We start from the raw sequence: 16,990 nt of genomic DNA, 5'->3' as shown, positions 1-16,990 counted from the left end.
ATGAGTCGTGAAGCCCTGCAGGAATCGCTGTCCGCAGTGATGGATAACGAAGCGGACGAACTGGAATTGCGTCGGGTATTAAATGCCTTTGACGATGTTGAAACCCGTGAAACCTGGGCTCGTTACCAAATCGCTCGGGCAGTCATGCACAAGGACTTGCTGCTTCCACGTCTGGATATCGCTGCGGCAGTGTCTGCTGCGTTGGCCGACGAAGCCGTACCGGCAAAAGCCTCCCGTGGTCCATGGCGCAGCCTGGGTCGCCTGGCAGTAGCCGCTTCGGTCACACTGGCTGTACTGGCCGGCGTTCGTTTGTACAACCAGGACGAGATCGCTGGTGTCGAACTGGCTCAGCAATCCAATCAACCGGGTCTGGCCGTTCCTCAGGTCAAGGGTCCAGCTGTATTGGCAGGCTACAATGAGAGTTCGGATGCCACTGGCCCTATGGCCAACGGTGTATTGCAAGGTCAGCCAGGCTGGCACGATCAGCGTCTGCCAAGCTACTTGCGCCAACATGCTCAACAAGCTGCATTGAAAGGCACTGAAAGTGCTCTGCCTTATGCTCGTGCAGCAAGCCTGGAAAACCGCTAAGGAGGATCATGCGCGCCATACCTCTACTTTCGCTTCTGCTCGCAGGCTGGTTTGTCGTACCAGCCCACGCTGATGAAGCCCAGGACTGGTTGACCCGTCTGGGCCAGGCCGAGCAACAGCAAAGCTTTCACGGTACTTTCGTTTACGAGCGTAACGGTAGTTTTTCTACCCATAACATCTGGCATCGCGTCCAGGATGGCAAAGTCCGAGAGCGTTTACTCCAGCTCGACGGCTCCGCACAGGAAGTCGTGCGCATTGATGGGCATACTCAATGCGTCAGCGGCACCCTGATAGCAGGATTGGGGGATTCACCCAATACCGCTGCTCGTGCACTGGATCCACAAAAGTTAAAGAATTGGTATGACCTTGCCGTCATCGGCAAGTCGCGTGTGGCTGGGCGTGCGGCAGTGATTATTTCGCTGACACCACGTGATCAGCATCGATACGGTTTTGAGCTCCATCTGGACAAAGAAACCGGTCTGCCACTCAAGTCATTGTTGCTCAATGACAAAGGGCAGTTGCTGGAGCGATTCCAGTTCACACAACTGGATACCGCTGACGTGCCGTCTGACAAAGACTTGCAGGCGGGTGATGATTGCAAGGCTGTCACCCTCGACAGTGACAAGGCTTCCGCCATTAAGGTCGCTCAGGTGTGGCATTCGGACTGGCTACCACCCGGTTTTGAGTTGACCAGCAGCAGTGCTCGCAAAGATCCGGAGACCAAAACACAGGTCAACAGTCTGATGTATGACGATGGCCTGGCGCGTTTCTCGGTTTTCCTTGAACCGTTGAATGGCGCAACCGTGACGGACACTCGCACACAATTGGGCCCCACCGTTGCTGTATCCCGCCGTCTGACCACGCCTCAGGGCGAAGTGATGGTGACCGTGGTCGGAGAGATCCCGATAGGCACCGCAGAACGGATTGCGCTGTCCATGCGCACCGATGCCACCGCAACCAAGTAGTGGGTCATTACCGAAATGTTTGGTGAGCATTTCAATTTGCAAAAAAACCTGAATTTTTCTATAGGTCAGAGCCTCACGGCTCTGGCCTTGTTTTGTTGTTCCCGGAACAAAAATACCGGCGTATTGTTCCCGGTGTTCCTTGCTCCATATCGCTTAACCATGCTCGTCGTAACGGGAGCCGTATGTCGATACCACGCTTGAAGTCTTACCTTTCCATTGTTGCCACCGTGCTGGTACTCGGTCAGGCGGTCACTGCGCAAGCGGTCGAACTGCCTGATTTCACCCAGTTGGTCGAGCAGGCCTCGCCTGCCGTGGTGAACATCAGTACCACCCAGAAACTGCCGGACCGCAAAGTGTCCGGGCAAATGCCGGACCTTGAAGACCTGCCGCCACAGCTGCGCCAGTTCTTCGAGAGGGGCATGCCTCAACCGCGTTCGCCTCGTGGTGATCGCCAGCGTGAAGCCCAGTCCTTGGGTTCTGGCTTCATCATTTCGCCTGATGGCTACATCCTGACCAACAACCATGTGATTGCCGATGCGGATGAAATCCTCGTGCGTCTTGCTGATCGCAGTGAGCTGAAAGCCAAGCTGGTCGGCACTGATCCACGTTCCGACGTGGCGCTGCTGAAGATTGAAGGCAAGGGCCTGCCAGTGCTTAAACTCGGCAAATCCCAGGACCTGAAAGCCGGTCAGTGGGTGGTTGCCATCGGTTCGCCGTTCGGTTTCGACCACACCGTGACCCAAGGCATCGTCAGCGCCATCGGGCGTAGCCTGCCAAACGAAAACTATGTGCCGTTCATCCAGACCGACGTGCCGATCAACCCGGGTAACTCGGGTGGCCCGCTGTTCAACCTTAATGGCGAAGTGGTCGGGATCAACTCGCAGATCTACACCCGCTCCGGGGGCTTCATGGGCGTATCGTTCGCGATCCCTATCGATGTTGCCATGGATGTTTCCAATCAGCTCAAAGACGGTGGCAAAGTCAGCCGTGGCTGGTTGGGTGTGGTGATTCAGGAAGTGAACAAGGACCTGGCCGAGTCGTTTGGTCTTGAGAAACCGGCCGGTGCGCTGGTCGCTCAGATCCAGGACGATGGCCCGGCAGCCAAGGGTGGCCTGCAAGTGGGCGACGTGATCCTGAGCATGAACGGTCAGCCGATCGTCATGTCGGCCGATTTGCCACATCTGGTAGGCGCACTGAAAGCGGGCGCCAAGGCCAATCTTGAAGTGATTCGCGAAGGCAAACGCAAGAACGTCGAACTGACGGTCGGCGCGATTCCTGACGAAGGCAAAGAACTGGATTCGATGCCTAAGTCGGGCGTTGAAATCAGCAGCAATCGTTTGGGTGTCGCCGTCGCCGAACTGTCTGATGAGCAGAAGAAAACCTACGACCTCAAAGGTGGTGTGGTGATCAAGGAAGTTCAGGACGGTCCTGCCTCGCTGATTGGCTTGCAACCAGGTGACATCATCACTCACCTGAACAACCAGGCCATCAGCTCCAGCAAGGAGTTCACCGAGATTGCCAAGGCGCTGCCGAAGAACCGATCGGTATCGATGCGGGTTCTGCGTCAAGGTCGTGCCAGCTTCATCACCTTCAAACTGGCTGAATAAGCCGGTTGTTGGCTGAATAAAAAAACGCCTCGAAAGAGGCGTTTTTTTGTGCCCGGAATTTGCAGCCAGGCCGTCAGCCCATCATGTCCTTGATCATGCGCTCCTGCTCCATCAACTCACGCTGACGTGCATCGATACGCGAAGACAACGGGAAGTTGCTGCCAGCCTTACGCTTGGCGAAGTCCAGTTGCTGAATGGCCTGACGATAGTCGCCGACCAATGCAAAGTACTCCGCGCGAGCTTGATGCAGGCCGATGATGTTGCCGGAAAGGCCGCGAGTCTCGGCCACCTGATACCACACGTCAGGATCGTCCGGGCGTGACTTGAGCAGGCCTTCCAATGCCTTTTCAGCATCGGCGGTGCGGTTCTGTTTCAGCAGCAGATCGACACGCACCTGATTCAGCGGATAGTTGCCGGGGTATTGCGTGAGCAACCGGTCGACGCGTGATTGAGCATCCGGCAGGCGATTGTTGGTGATGTCCAGATCGACTTCCGCCAGGTTATAGATGATCTCGTTCGGCGCCTTGGCCAGCAGAGGCTTGAGGTTCTCCCGAGCTTCATTCAACTGACCCCCCTTGATCTGGGCGATGGCCAGGCCATAGCGCGCGACATCGTTTTTCGGGTTTTCTTCAAGCAGGGCACGGAAGCGCTTGGCGCCCAGGCCAGGGGTTTCTTCGTAGAACAACTGGACGCGCGCGCGAATCAGCTGATAACGCAGGGTGTCCTCGATGCCGCCCTGCGGAGCCTGTTCGGCGCGGTTGCGGGTGTCGGCGATCCGCGATTCGGTGACCGGGTGAGTCAGCAGGAATTCCGGTGGCTTGGCGTCGAAGCGGTACTGGCGCCCCAAGCGCTCGAACATGGTCGGCATCGAGCGCGGGTCGTAACCGGCTTTTTCCAGATTGACGATGCCGATGCGGTCGGCTTCCTGTTCGTTCTGACGCGAGAAGCGTCGCTGTTCCTGGATCGCCGCCGCTTGCGTACTCGCAATGGCCGCGATCCCGGCATCGCCGGCACCGGCCGCCGCAATCACGATCCCGGCCAGCAGGGCGGCCATCATCGGCACTTGCATGCGTTGCTGGGCTTCAATGCCACGGGCAAAGTGGCGTTGCGACAAGTGAGCCAATTCGTGAGCCAGTACCGAGGCGTATTCACCCTCGGTCTGCGCATTGAGGAACAAGCCGCCGTTGACCCCGACAATCCCGCCCGGCGCCGCAAAGGCGTTGAGCTGCGGGCTGTTGATCAGGATGAACTCCAGGCGCCGGTCATTGACCTGGCTGGTCTCCACCAGTCGGTAAACGCTGGATTCGACGTAATCCTTGAGCTGCGGATCGTTGAGCTGCGCCACCTGGCTGCGCAACAGCGCCAGCCACGCACGGCCCAACTGGTGTTCCTGTTGTGGCGAGACGATGGCAGAACTGGCGTCGCCGAGTGACGGCAGGTCGTCGGCAAAGCCCGGTGAGGCAAGCAGGCAAGCGAGCGTCAGCAGGGTAGGGCGCAAAAAAGTCATGCACAAAGCCTTAGTCGACAAAGACCTTACTGTAGCCGGACACTGGGCTTGGGACCAGATATTCTAGGCAACTCAACCACCTGACTCGGAGTGAAACAATGACCGACGCTGTAGAGCATGACGTCGAACTGGACGCCAGCGGCCTGAATTGTCCGTTGCCCTTGCTCAAGGCCAAGCTGGAGCTCAATCGCCTGGCCAGCGGCGCGGTGCTCAAGGTAATCGCCACGGATGCGGGTTCGCAGCGTGACTTCCGCACCTTTGCCCGATTGGCCGGTCATACGCTGCTTCGCGAAGAAGATGAGGCGGGTGTTTACCGCTACTGGTTAAAAAAAGCCTGAAACCTGCTGCGTTCGTTTTTAAGGAATATTGATGTTCAAGGTGTTACGCGACTGGATTCAGCGCTACTTTTCCGATGAAGAAGCCGTGGTGCTGGCGGTGCTGCTGGTGCTGGCATTCACCGCCGTGCTCACCTTGGGCGGCATGCTCGCGCCGGTACTGGCCGGGATGGTGCTGGCGTACCTCATGCATGGCCTGGTGGCCACCCTCGAACGTTTGCGCATGCCCGGTGGCGTGGCGGTGGGGCTGGTGTTCACACTGTTCATGGGGGCGCTGCTGGTCTTCATGATTGTCCTGGTGCCGCTGCTGTGGCATCAGCTGATTACGCTGTTCAACGAGTTGCCCGGCATGCTCGCCAAGTGGCAGTCGCTGTTATTGCTGCTGCCCGAGCGCTATCCGCATCTGGTGTCCGATGAGCAGGTATTGCAGGCCATCGAAGTGGCACGGGGCGAGATCGGCAAATTCGGCCAGTGGGCGCTGACGTTCTCGTTGTCGAGTCTGCCGTTGCTGGTGAACATCATGATCTACCTCGTTCTGGTGCCGATCCTGGTGTTCTTCTTCCTCAAGGACCGGGAGATGATCGGCCAGTGGGTGCGCGGTTATCTGCCCCGTGAACGGGCGTTGATCACCCGCGTCGCTCATGAAATGAATCGGCAGATTGCCAATTACATTCGCGGCAAGGTCATCGAGATCTTCATCTGCGGCGGTGTGACCTACATCGGTTTTGTCGTGCTGGGGCTTAACTACGCCGCGCTGCTGGCCTTGCTGGTGGGCGTGTCGGTGGTGGTGCCTTACGTCGGCGCTGTGGTAGTGACCGTGCCGGTCATGCTGATTGCTCTGTTCCAGTGGGGCTGGAGCGATCAGTTCATCTATTTGATGGCGGTCTACGGGATCATTCAGACGCTGGACGGCAACGTGCTGGTGCCATTGCTGTTCTCGGAGGCGGTCAACCTGCACCCGGTCGCGATCATTTGCGCGGTGCTGTTGTTTGGCGGGTTGTGGGGATTCTGGGGGGTGTTTTTTGCGATTCCGCTGGCGACGCTGTTCAAGGCCGTGCTGGATGCGTGGCCGCGCAAGGAGCCAGAAGTCGCGCCGCTGCTTTAGTACTACAGTGAGGCTGATGGCCTCCATCCCGAGCAAGCTCAGTCCCACAGGAATATCACGATACCTGTGGGGCCGAGCTTGCTCGCGATAGCGTCGTAACAGGCGCCAAAAAAATCAGGCCTTATTCAAAGCCTGAGCCGCCGCCAACACCGCATCCACATGCCCCGGCACCTTCACACCGCGCCATTCCTGACGCAGTACACCGTTCTTGTCGATCAGGAACGTGCTGCGATCGACGCCCATGTATTCCTTGCCATACAGCTTCTTCAGCTTGATCACATCAAACAGCTGGCAAAGCGCTTCTTCCTTGTCGCTGATCAGCTCGAAGGTGAACGCCTGCTTGGCCTTGAAGTTTTCGTGGGACTTGAGGCTGTCACGCGACACGCCGAACACTTCGGTGTTGGCCGCTTTAAACGCCTCAAGCTGATCGCGAAAGCCCTGACCTTGAGTGGTGCAACCCGGCGTGCTGTCCTTGGGATAGAAGTAGATCACCACTTGCTTGCCTTTAAGGCCCGCGAGGCTGACGGTCTGTCCATTGGTGGCGGGTGCTTCGAAGTCGGCAACCGGTTGGTCGATGGCAACGGCCATGAAAGCTTCCTTACATTGGGTTTTGTGGGCGCCACGGTTCGATCAGCGCGTCCAGGTTCAGCGCGTCGGCGAAATCCAGGAACTGATCGCGCAGCCAGCTGATCTGCACGCCAGCCGGCAAGGTCACGGTAAACGTGGCGTTGAGCATGGTGCCGCCGGTTTGTGGCGCCTGATAGGTGTCACAGGTCAGGTTTTCCAACTCGACGTTGTGGTCCATGAAGAACTGGCACAGCTCATTGATGATGTCAGACCGGTAGGCCGAACTGACATAAGCCACGTAAGGCAGCGCCTGAGGACGGTTCTCCAGGGCCGCGCTGCGCACCACATTGACGGTGAACGCATGCTTTTTGGAGAGGCTCGGCAAGCTGCCTTCCAGACGCGCCAGGGCGTCCCAGCTACCGGAAATCTCGAGGATCAACGCACTGCACTCGCCATGACGGGTCAGGCGGGAAGTGACCACGGCGCAGCGATTTTCATGGCTGGCGCGGCACAGGACGTTAGTCAGCTCCATGGGGTTGGCGCCGAGGGCACTGATGACAAGGAATTGTTCGCGAACTGTGGGGGTGGACATGCAGCATTCCTAAAGCGATGAGCGGTCGGTACGACTAAGGGCTTTTTTCGGGGACAAGCCTGCGGATGCGAATTCAGAAAACCCGAGTCACAAGTTGCAACGTGCTCCAGTGAGGCCGGAGCGAGGGGTGGCAACGCTGGATCGGGGCTTGTGATGCCGTAAATGGAGGCTTGAACCTGGCGTACGAGCTTATCAGTACCGATCAAAGTCTGAAGGGTAGCGAAAAGCAACGCCAAGGGGAATGGCGGCAGCGCAGTACTTTGCTTGTGCAAGCATCTTGGCGCCAGTACCATTACCGCTCTCTTTTTCCGGCAGGAGCGGTTTCATGATTGCGGGCAGTATGGTGGCACTGGTCACACCCATGGATGCACAAGGGCGTCTTGACTGGGACAGCCTCAGCAAACTCGTGGACTTCCACCTTGAAAACGGCACCCATGCCATTGTCGCGGTCGGTACTACCGGCGAGTCGGCAACCCTCGACGTAGACGAGCACATCGCGGTCATCAAGGCCGTGGTCAAGCAGGTCAATGGTCGTATTCCGGTGATCGCCGGCACCGGCGCCAATTCGACCCGTGAAGCCGTCGAACTGACCCGCAACGCCAAAGCGGCCGGCGCCGATGCCTGCCTGCTGGTCGTTCCGTACTACAACAAGCCGACTCAGGAAGGCTTGTACCAGCATTTCAAGCACATCGCTGAATCGGTCGACATTCCACAGATCCTCTACAACGTTCCTGGCCGCACCTCCTGCGACATGCAGGCCGAGACCGTGATTCGCCTGTCCACCGTGCCGAACATCATCGGTATCAAGGAAGCCACTGGCGACCTGAAACGTGCCAAGGCAATCCTTGATGGCGTGAGCAAGGACTTCATCGTGCTGTCCGGCGATGATCCGACCGCTGTCGAGCTGATCCTGATGGGCGGCAAGGGCAATATCTCTGTCACCGCCAACGTCGCCCCGCGCGAAATGGCCGACCTGTGCGAGGCCGCGCTCAAGGGCGACGCCGAGACTGCGCGGGCCATCAACGAAAAATTGATGCCGCTGCACAAGGACCTGTTCATCGAAGCCAACCCGATTCCGGTGAAGTGGGCTTTGGTCGAAATGGGCCTGATGCATGAAGGCATTCGCCTGCCGCTGACCTGGCTGAGCACACCTTGTCATGAAACGCTTCGCTCGGCCCTGCGCCAGTGCGGCGTCCTGGTTTAATTGAGGAAGTACAACGCATGAAGCGAATGGCCGGACTTTCCGCACTTGCCTTGATTATCTCCAGCACCAGTGGCTGTGGATGGGTCTGGGGCCCGGAAGGTTATTTCCGTGACCGTGGTAGCGACTACCTGGAAGCGCAACAGACAGCACCCATGCAATTGCCACCGGATGTCACCACCGCCAAACGTCTGGATCCGCTGCTGCCGATCCCGCGTAACGTGGCCGATGACACCGCCAAGGGCGAATACATCGTTCCTCGTCCGCAGCCGTTGTCGGCGTCGGCCGATGCCAGTGCCTACTCCCTGCAGAAAGTCGGCGATTCGCGTTCGATCCTGGCGCAGAACCCTCCGGCCGAAGTCTGGCCAGTGGCTGTGCAGTTCTTCCAGGACAACGGTTTCCGTCTGGATGAACAAAAGCCGCAAACCGGCGAATTCACCACGACCTGGCAGCATTCCGACGAACTGTCCGCAGCGATGGCTAAACGCCTGAGCGCAGCCGGCGTCAGCACCGACAGCCAGACCCGCGTGCGAGTGCGGATCGAGCCGGGCGTGCAGCGCAACACCAGTGAAGTCTATGTGGTCAGCGCCGAGCGTCCTGCCGGCAGCACCGCCGATGTGGACTTCACCAACCGTTCGGTCAACACCGGCCTGGATGCAGCACTGGTCGACGACATGCTCGCGAGCATGAGCCGCATTTCGGAGAAGGGCGGTTCGGTCTCCATGCTGGCTTCGCGTGATTTCGATACGCCAAGTCGTATCAGCATGAGCGAAGACGGCAGCGGCAACCTGGTTCTGAACGTCGGCAACGACCTCGACCGTGCCTGGTCGAGCGTCGGTCGTGCGCTGGAACAGGGCGAATGGCGCGTTGAAGACATCAACCGCAGCCTGGGCCTGTACTACATCAACCTGTCCGAAAAAGCCGAGAAGAAAGACGAGAAGCCTGGCTTCTTCAGCAACCTGTTCGGCAGCGCGCCGAGCAAGGAAGAAGTTGAAGCCCGTGCCGAGCGTTATCAGGTTCGCCTGAGCAAGGTCGGTGAAAACGTCCAGGTAACCGTCGAGAAAAACATCAACACCGTGGCGCCGGCAGACGTGGCGCGTAAAGTGTTGAGTGAGATTCAGGACAAACTGGGCTGATCACATGCGTTTTGCCGTTCTCGGCAGCGGTAGCCAAGGGAACGGCACGCTGGTAGCCAGCGATGACACGTATGTGCTGGTGGATTGTGGTTTCTCCCTGCGAGAAACCGAAAAACGCCTGCTGCGCCTGGGTGTGAACCCTGCGCAGTTGAGCGCGATACTCGTGACCCACGAACATGCCGACCACGTGCATGGCGTGGGTTTGCTGTCTCGGCGCTACAATCTGCCTGTCTACCTCAGTCGCGGGACCCTGCGCGGGATGCGCAAACCGATTGAACCGGCTGGCCTTCTGGCCGGCGGCGAGCAACTGCAGATCGGCGCTCTGAGCATCGGCGTCATTGCCGTGGCCCACGATGCGCAGGAGCCGACGCAATACGTCTTCAGCGACGGTGAGCGGCGCTTCGGCCTGCTGACTGACCTGGGCTCGTATTGCGACACGGTGCTGGACGGCTATCGGGACCTCGATGCGTTGATGATCGAGTCCAACCATTGCCGTGACATGCTGGCTCGCGGTCACTACCCCTACTTTCTCAAGCAGCGGGTGGGCGGTGAACTGGGACATCTGAACAACCACCAGGCGGCATTCCTGGTGTCTGAGTTGGGCTGGCAAGGCCTGCAACACCTGGTCCTGGCCCATCTGAGCAGCAAGAACAACCTGCCGCAGCTGGCCCGGCAATGTTTTGTCGACACCCTCGGGTGCGACCCCGACTGGCTGCAACTGGCCGATCAAGATTCAGGGCTCGACTGGCGACACATCGCCTAGCCCATCTACTTAGCAAGCGGAGCCCATCATGGAAAAACGTGAAGAACTCTACCGCGGCAAAGCCAAATCGGTTTACAAGACCGATGACGCTAACCGCTTGATCCTGCTGTTTCGCAACGACACCTCGGCGTTCGACGGCAAGCGCATCGAGCAGCTCGACCGCAAAGGCATGGTGAACAACAAGTTCAACGCTTTCATCATGCAGAAACTCGAAGCCGCCGGCGTGCCGACCCAATTCGACAAACTGCTGGGCGACAACGAATGCCTGGTGAAGAAGCTCGACATGATCCCGGTCGAGTGCGTCGTGCGTAACTACGCCGCCGGCAGCCTGGTCAAGCGCCTGGGCGTCGAAGAGGGCATGAAGCTCAACCCTTACACCTTCGAACTGTTCCTGAAGGACGACGCCAAGGGCGACCCGTTCATCAACGAATCCCACGTCGTGGCCTTCGGTTGGGGCACCGCCGAGCAACTGGTTCGCATGAAAGAACTGTCGCTCAAGGTCAACGAAGTCCTGAGCAAACTGTTCGACGACGCCGGCCTGCTGCTGGTCGACTTCAAACTCGAATTCGGCGTATTCCACGACGGCTCCATCGTCCTGGGCGACGAATTCAGCCCGGACGGCTGCCGCCTGTGGGACAAGGCCACCGGCAAGAAAATGGACAAGGACCGCTTCCGTCAGGGTCTCGGTGGCGTCATCGAAGCCTACGAAGAAGTCGCCAATCGTCTGGGCGTACCGCTTTAATCGACGCAAGCATCTGATAGCACAGAATTATTTTGCTTAGGGGGGTTCGCTTCCTGCGAAAGTGTTGTTATGATGCGCGCCGTTGGAGAGATGCCAGAGTGGCCGAATGGGACGGATTCGAAATCCGTTGTACCTTCACCGGTACCTAGGGTTCGAATCCCTATCTCTCCGCCATTACATAGAAAAAGCCCCGTAGCTGAAAAGTTACGGGGCTTTTTCGTTTCTGACGATTCGCTCAGGGAATTTTTAGCTTCGCTTTCAACCAGAGTTGGAAGCCCCTGATATCTCGGGCGAATACTCAGAGTGGCGGGGCACTAACTTGCTGTCTTTTCACTCTTCCGAACAGGCCGTGGCGAAACAGCCTTCACCACATCATCGATTAGCGCTTTTCCCATCGAAGTCAAATAGTGCGCAGCCCAAGCATGACGGTCGGTGTCTTTTGCATAAGCTGCGTCCTCTGTGAGTGCCTTGGCCAGGAACAGGAAGTCCGAGGCCTGTACCAATGCAACACTGATGGGCACACCCGCGCTGACGTGGAACATTGCATTGTCTGAGCAATAGATAGGGGTGAAGCCGATCGTTTTTGTTTCTGCAGGTTCGGTCATTTTCCACCTCCAGTGAAGGGGCGGTTTTGGAGGAGATCGAGCGAAGGAGCTTTACGCAACATGGAGTCGCGCAGAGAGAAAAGACCAAATTTGTACGGATTTACAATGTGCATTTGTCCAACTCCTTGACATAAAGAGCTGCCACTTCGTTTCCAAGCGAATGGGTGGCAGCTGCGCGCAGGTTGGAAACCGGGAGTCAAGGAGACCGGCACGCCCGAGGGCGTCCCACGCACAGCCGCCATAACACAGCATTGCAGGCAAAAAACGGCTGCAATAGTCATGGGGTTGCTGTTGCGTGACTCAACGGGTTTCCAAGCCCGATCGCTGAATGTTCAGCGACGTCTGGAGAGTATCCCGTCGAATATATGGCCACAAGGCGGCAACCTGCTCAAAAGCACAGCAAGCATACCCCCTTACGCAACTCTCGGATTTTGCCTACAACCTCGTCGAGAGTCACCCAGATATTCTGGTAACCGTGAAACACAAAACCTGAACGCCAAACATTCAGCGACTGCTCGAAACGCCGGGCACCAGACGTTCAAAGAAGCAAGACCCAACGTAGTTCGTGATGTGAGGGCTTTTCTTGGACAAGCAGGAGTCACCCCATGAACGAAATGAACTACCAAGGCTATACCGCCCGCATTGAATACAGCGAAGAAGACAGCCTGTTTGTCGGCCACATCACGTGCATCAAGGATATCGTTGGCTTTCATGGCGAGTCAGTACGGGAGCTTCGAGAAGCATTTGAAGTGGCCGTCACTGATTATCTGGATACGCGTGCCAATCTCTCGACCCGCCTAGCACGCGGTACCGAATGACGACCGTGATAGTCCACCAATCCGGTATCACTACCGCCAAGCGATAACCGCGAAGCACCATTCCAAATTCAGGAAACAAGGCAAATCCACGTCATTAGCTATCATGCAATACACAACAAATATCCGGATGACGGAGGACGCATGAACAAATGGCAACGGCTTTGGTTGTCTGTGAAGCTGATAACAGCCGTAGCGGCCTGCGTAGCCGCCGGTGTTCAGGCTTTCTTTTACATGATGGACAGCACTGACGCCTCCCGAATACACCCGCTGAGTATTCTGGTCGCCGGGCTGATCTTCGGCTTCATCACCTTCGGACTTCTTTCATTCATTGAAGAAGGTATACGGCGACTGTTAGCCCCATTGTTCACCGCCAAACCTCAACCTCAAGCGAACGCTGATACCGATTCAGAGCTGGTAGCGCAGCCGCCGCTCATCCTGTCTGCTGATGATTCAACTCAACAGAAGAGCCTGTGAGCTGACATTCGGCGGCCAATGCCAAACCCTCAAAACGTAGGCGGCGTCACCACCCAAATCACCACCGCATCCACTTCCCCGGGGTTCCCATACCGATGCGGTTCCTGGCTGGAAAAACTAAAGCTATCCCCTTCACCCAGCGAAAAGTGCCGTTCCCCGACCCACAACTCAAAACTGCCCGACAGCACATACCCCGCCTCTTCACCTTCATGGCTGTAACTTTGCTGACTGTAAGCCCCCGGCGGAAACCGTGAGTGCAGCATCTCCAGTTGCCGATTCGGCTGCGGCGTCAGTAGGTGATCCACAATGCCGTCTTCGTAATGCACGCTCATCCGGGTGTTTTTGCGCACGACAATGCCGTCATCTTCCGGCGCCGTTTGCGTTTCGCTGGCGAAGAACCATTGAATGGTCACGCCCAGGCTCCGGGCGATGTTGAACAGGGCCGGGATGGAAGGGTAGGCGAGGTTGCGTTCGAGCTGGCTGATGTAGCCCGCTGTCAATTCGCTCATCTGCGCCAGTTCGGCCAGGGTCATGCCCCGGCGTTTGCGCAAGCCTCGAATCCGAGTGCCGAGAAAATGCGGTTCCGCCGAAGGCGTGGCGGCGTCCTGTATGGGCGCGCCGGTGGCAGGCTGCATCTTGCTGCTGTTGCTCATGGCGTGCTCCAAACCGGGGTTCGCAAAACCCCGGAGTATAAACAGCCTTAAAGCTCCCAGGCGACTTTCAAACCCTCGTAGATGGCTTCTTCGGCGGTGCGCGGGGCGAGGCAGTCGCCGATGCGGCGAAACTCCACCAGGCCTTGCAGTTCTGCGCCGAGGGTATCGACGGGTTGATGGCCCTGGCAGAGCACCAGGGTGTCGATGTTTTCGAAGATCATCGGCTCGCCGCTGGCGGTGTGTTGCAGGTAGACGGTGTTGTCGTCGCAGCCATAGAGGCGGGCGTAGGGGGTGATCGGGATGCCGAGCTTGTGCAGTTCGCCGGCCAGTTGATCACGCACGTACAGCGGCAGGTTTTCCCCGCAATGGGTGCCGTTGACCGCCAGTTGCACTTGATGCCCGGCGCGGACCAGGCGTTCGGCGATGCCGGGGCCGATCCAGTCGCAGCGCCAGTCGACCACCATCACCGAACGACCGATTTGTACCTCGTCGCGCAGCACTTGCCAGGCGTCGACCACCTGTAAGTCACCGCCGCGCTCGAACGCCGGCCAATACGGTTCGGCACCGGTGGCGACGATTACCATGTCCGGCCGTTCGCGCTCCACCAGCGCCCGGTCGACGCGGGTGTTGCGCACCACGCGCACGCCGGCCAGTTCCATTTCCCGTTGCAGGTTGGTGCTGGCGCCGCCGAATTCAGCGCGTTTTGGTAACAGTTGCGCGAGCAAAACCTGGCCGCCGAGTTGCGAGTTGGCTTCGTACAGAGTTACGTCGTGTCCGCGCTGGGCGGCGACGGCAGCAGCCTTCATGCCGGCGGGACCACCGCCCGCGATCATGATGCGTTTACGTTGCTTCGCCGGTTGCCGTTTGCCGAAGATCAATTCGCGCCCGGTTTCCGGGTGCTGGATGCAGGAGATCGGCAAGCCTTTGTGGAAGTGACCGATACAGGCCTGATTGCAGGCGATGCAGGCGCGCACATCTTCGACGTGGCCGGTGTCGGTCTTGTTGGGCATTTGCGGGTCGCAGATCAGCGCGCGGGTCATGCCGCAGACATCGGCCTGACCGCGCGACAGAATCAACTCGGCTTCCTGCGGCTGGTTGATGCGCCCGGTGACGAACAGCGGAATCGACAGGCCGGCCTTGAACGTTCCGGCCTCCTTGGCCAGGTACGCCGCTTCGATCGCCATCGGCGGCACGATGTGCACCGCGCCGCCCAAGGAAGCCGAGGTGCCGGCAACAATGTGCACGTAATCCAGCAGCGGTTGCAGCGATTGCACGGCCGATAAGGATTCGTCTTCGGTCAGCCCTTCGGGATCACGTTCGTCGGCGGAGATGCGCAGGCCGATGATGAAATGCTCGTCGGTGTTGGCGCGCACGGCGGCGATCACTTCGCGCAGAAAACGCAGGCGCTGGTCGAGCTCACCGTTGTAGCCATCGGTGCGACGGTTGACCCGTGGATTGATGAATTGCGCCGGCAGGTAACCGTGGCTGGCGACCACTTCGACGCCGTCGATGCCCGCCTGATACAAGCGTCGGGCCGCCGCCCCGTAACCGGCGACGATCTCGTCGATCATCGTCTGATCCAGCGCCCGCGGCATCACCCGGAAGCGTTCGTTGGGCACCGCCGATGGCGAGTACGCGACGGCCAGCAGGCCATCGCTGGACTCCATGATTTCGCGCCCCGGGTGGAAGATCTGCGACAGCACCACGGTGCCGTGTGCGTGGCAGCTCTCGGCAATCTTTCGATAACCCTCGATGCACGCGTCATCGGTCGCCATCAGCACGTGCGAGGTGTACCGCGCGCTGTCATGCACCCCGGCCACTTGCAGCACGATCAGCCCGACACCGCCTTCGGCTCGCGCGGTGTGATAGGCGATCAGTTGCTCGTTGACCAGGTTGTCGGTGGGCATCGACGTGTCGTGACCGCTGGACATGATGCGATTTTTCAGGCGTTTGCCCCGCAGCTGCAAGGGTTCGAACAGGTGTGCAAAAGCGGCGGAAGAGGACGGCATGGTGCGGGTACTCCGGGCAGGCTGAAGCCGAAAGGCCGGGTTTTCGGCGTTGTTATTATTTGCCTATAAAAATTTACCTTAAGTAAAAAATCAACTTGTTTTTTTACTGTCGCTCGCAGTAGATTCATTTGGCGCCCGCACCTGGGGCGAACCTCACAACAATAAAAAAGGGTCACGGCGGCGTTGAGTCGCGTGGCACCTGCAAGAGGAACCACTGATGAAATCGAACACGCTCAAGCACGGTTTTTATCCCTTGATGCTGTCCCTGGCCATGGGCTTGGGCAGCGCTCAGGCAGCACCGGACATGGTGGTGGTAGGTTACGGCGGTGCCGGCCAGAAAGCCCAGGATGTGGCGTTTTTCCAGCCGTTCAGCGTCGCGGATCACAGCAAGCTGATCCAGAGTGAATACAACGGCGAGATGGCCCGGATCAAAGTGATGGTCGATACCGGCAATGCTGATTGGGACGTGGTGCAGATCGAAGGCCCGGACTTGATGCGCGGCTGCGATGAAGGCATGTACGAGAAACTCGACTGGAGCAAACTCGGCCGCGTCGATCAACTGATACCCGATGCGGCACAGGCGTGCGGTTCGGCGGCGCTGGTGTGGAGCGTGGCGATTGCCTACGACACGCAGAAGCTGGCGCAGGCCCCGACGTCGTGGGCAGATTTCTGGGACGTGCAGAAAATCCCCGGCAAGCGTGGCCTGCGTAAACGCGCGGTGTACAACCTGGAATTCGCCTTGCTGGCCGACGGGGTGAAGGTCGAGGACGTGTATTCCGTGTTGAACACCCCGCAAGGTGTCGACCGCGCCTTCGCCAAACTCACCCAGCTCAAGCCTTACATTCAGTGGTGGGAAGCCGGCGCGCAACCGGCGCAATGGCTGACGGCCGGGGATGTGGTGATGACCTCGACCTACAGCGGACGTGTGGCCGCGGCCGCGCAAAACGGCAGTCACCTCGGGCTGGTCTGGCCGGGCAGTCTGTATGGCATGGATTATTGGGCGATCATCAAGGGCTCGAAACATGTCGATCAGGCCAAACGCTTTATCGCCTTCGCCAATCAGCCAGATGCGCAGGTCAAGTATGTCGAGCAAATCCCTTACGGCCCGACCAATACCGAAGCCGCCGCCAAACTGGACAGCAAACTCGCGCAATGGGTGCCCACCGCGCCACAAAACCTGAAGGGTGCGCTGTCGATGGACGTGGCGTTCTGGGTGGATCATGGCGAAGAACTTGAAGAGCGCTTCAACGCCTGGGCCAGCAAGTAATCGCAAGCGGCTGGACGTGGCAGCGCGTCCAGCCTTACTGTTTCGCGCAGTCGATC

At 58.6% G+C, this 16,990-nt stretch carries 17 protein-coding genes, 1 tRNA gene and 1 pseudogene; 13 read left to right on the top strand and 6 right to left on the bottom strand.

What is annotated here, in order from left to right; all coding sequences use genetic code 11:
- The 3 genes from H8F22_RS06835 to H8F22_RS06825 all read left to right on the top strand — a co-directional run bounded on the left by H8F22_RS06835 (position 1) and on the right by H8F22_RS06825 (position 3,160).
- Entirely contained in the window at positions 1–588 is a 588-nt protein-coding gene (locus H8F22_RS06835) for a sigma-E factor negative regulatory protein (RefSeq protein WP_027925537.1), read from the top strand.
- A gap of 8 nt (positions 589–596) precedes the next feature.
- A complete protein-coding gene (locus H8F22_RS06830; RefSeq protein ID WP_027925536.1) occupies positions 597–1,553 on the top strand; it encodes a MucB/RseB C-terminal domain-containing protein in 957 nt (318 codons plus the stop codon).
- 182 nt (positions 1,554–1,735) lie between these two features.
- A complete protein-coding gene (locus tag H8F22_RS06825; protein ID WP_194939873.1) occupies positions 1,736–3,160 on the top strand; it encodes a DegQ family serine endoprotease in 1,425 nt (474 codons plus the stop codon).
- A gap of 73 nt (positions 3,161–3,233) precedes the next feature.
- Here H8F22_RS06825 and H8F22_RS06820 read toward each other — a convergent pair whose 3' ends face one another.
- Entirely contained in the window at positions 3,234–4,667 is a 1,434-nt protein-coding gene (locus H8F22_RS06820; RefSeq protein ID WP_027925534.1) for a M48 family metalloprotease, read from the bottom strand.
- Between the two features lie 98 nt (positions 4,668–4,765).
- Here H8F22_RS06820 and H8F22_RS06815 point away from each other — a divergent pair, with 98 nt between their 5' ends.
- Positions 4,766–5,005 (top strand): sulfurtransferase TusA family protein, encoded by a 240-nt coding sequence (locus H8F22_RS06815; protein WP_027925533.1) that lies wholly within the window; start codon positions 4,766–4,768, stop codon positions 5,003–5,005.
- 31 nt (positions 5,006–5,036) lie between these two features.
- Complete coding sequence (locus H8F22_RS06810; protein ID WP_027925532.1) at positions 5,037–6,107, top strand: AI-2E family transporter; 1,071 nt, start codon at positions 5,037–5,039, stop codon at positions 6,105–6,107.
- A 114-nt stretch (positions 6,108–6,221) separates the two neighbouring features.
- On the opposite strand, the gene H8F22_RS06805 is transcribed toward H8F22_RS06810, so the two are convergent.
- The gene (locus H8F22_RS06805; protein ID WP_027925531.1) at positions 6,222–6,695 is read right to left on the bottom strand and encodes a peroxiredoxin; all 474 of its coding nucleotides are present in this window, start codon (positions 6,693–6,695) and stop codon (positions 6,222–6,224) included.
- A gap of 10 nt (positions 6,696–6,705) precedes the next feature.
- Positions 6,706–7,266 carry a glycine cleavage system protein R gene (locus tag H8F22_RS06800; protein WP_027925530.1) on the bottom strand — a complete coding sequence of 187 codons (561 nt, stop codon included), beginning with the start codon at positions 7,264–7,266 and terminating at the stop codon, positions 6,706–6,708.
- Between the two features lie 325 nt (positions 7,267–7,591).
- Between H8F22_RS06800 and dapA the strand changes: the two genes are divergently transcribed.
- The 5 genes from dapA (at position 7,592) to H8F22_RS06775 (ending at position 11,282) form a co-directional block, all read left to right on the top strand.
- Complete coding sequence (dapA, locus tag H8F22_RS06795) at positions 7,592–8,470, top strand: 4-hydroxy-tetrahydrodipicolinate synthase (RefSeq protein ID WP_027925529.1); 879 nt, start codon at positions 7,592–7,594, stop codon at positions 8,468–8,470.
- 17 nt (positions 8,471–8,487) lie between these two features.
- Positions 8,488–9,603, top strand: coding sequence for an outer membrane protein assembly factor BamC (gene bamC / locus H8F22_RS06790; protein ID WP_027925528.1), 1,116 nt, complete (start codon positions 8,488–8,490; stop codon positions 9,601–9,603).
- A gap of 4 nt (positions 9,604–9,607) precedes the next feature.
- On the top strand, positions 9,608–10,366 hold the full coding sequence (locus H8F22_RS06785) for an MBL fold metallo-hydrolase (RefSeq protein ID WP_027925527.1): 759 nt from the start codon (positions 9,608–9,610) through the stop codon (positions 10,364–10,366).
- A gap of 28 nt (positions 10,367–10,394) precedes the next feature.
- The gene (gene purC / locus H8F22_RS06780) at positions 10,395–11,108 is read left to right on the top strand and encodes a phosphoribosylaminoimidazolesuccinocarboxamide synthase (RefSeq protein ID WP_194939872.1); all 714 of its coding nucleotides are present in this window, start codon (positions 10,395–10,397) and stop codon (positions 11,106–11,108) included.
- A gap of 84 nt (positions 11,109–11,192) precedes the next feature.
- Positions 11,193–11,282, top strand: a tRNA-Ser gene (locus tag H8F22_RS06775).
- Positions 11,283–11,422: 140 nt separating this feature from the next.
- Here the strand turns inward: H8F22_RS06775 and H8F22_RS06770 are convergent.
- Complete coding sequence (locus H8F22_RS06770) at positions 11,423–11,713, bottom strand: DUF3077 domain-containing protein (RefSeq protein WP_194939871.1); 291 nt, start codon at positions 11,711–11,713, stop codon at positions 11,423–11,425.
- A 605-nt stretch (positions 11,714–12,318) separates the two neighbouring features.
- Between H8F22_RS06770 and H8F22_RS06765 the strand changes: the two are divergent.
- Together H8F22_RS06765 and H8F22_RS06760 are read left to right on the top strand one after the other, a co-directional pair.
- A pseudogene (locus tag H8F22_RS06765) lies at positions 12,319–12,501 on the top strand (toxin-antitoxin system HicB family antitoxin); the annotation flags it as partial.
- Positions 12,502–12,672: 171 nt separating this feature from the next.
- Positions 12,673–13,005 carry a hypothetical protein gene (locus H8F22_RS06760; RefSeq protein WP_027925904.1) on the top strand — a complete coding sequence of 111 codons (333 nt, stop codon included), beginning with the start codon at positions 12,673–12,675 and terminating at the stop codon, positions 13,003–13,005.
- A 29-nt stretch (positions 13,006–13,034) separates the two neighbouring features.
- Here H8F22_RS06760 and H8F22_RS06755 read toward each other — a convergent pair whose 3' ends face one another.
- Positions 13,035–13,640 (bottom strand): cupin domain-containing protein, encoded by a 606-nt coding sequence (locus H8F22_RS06755; RefSeq protein ID WP_050590239.1) that lies wholly within the window; start codon positions 13,638–13,640, stop codon positions 13,035–13,037.
- Positions 13,641–13,705: 65 nt separating this feature from the next.
- Positions 13,706–15,667: an oxidoreductase gene (locus H8F22_RS06750; protein WP_194939870.1), complete on the bottom strand. Its 1,962-nt coding sequence runs from the start codon at positions 15,665–15,667 to the stop codon at positions 13,706–13,708.
- Positions 15,668–15,884: 217 nt separating this feature from the next.
- Here H8F22_RS06750 and H8F22_RS06745 point away from each other — a divergent pair, with 217 nt between their 5' ends.
- On the top strand, positions 15,885–16,934 hold the full coding sequence (locus H8F22_RS06745; protein WP_194939869.1) for an ABC transporter substrate-binding protein: 1,050 nt from the start codon (positions 15,885–15,887) through the stop codon (positions 16,932–16,934).
- The last annotated feature ends 56 nt before the right edge of the window (positions 16,935–16,990 follow it).

It is taken from the genome of Pseudomonas mucoides, assembly GCF_015461845.1.
Taxonomy (GTDB): domain Bacteria; phylum Pseudomonadota; class Gammaproteobacteria; order Pseudomonadales; family Pseudomonadaceae; genus Aquipseudomonas; species Aquipseudomonas mucoides.
This window is presented reverse-complemented; position numbering and strand designations above follow the sequence as displayed.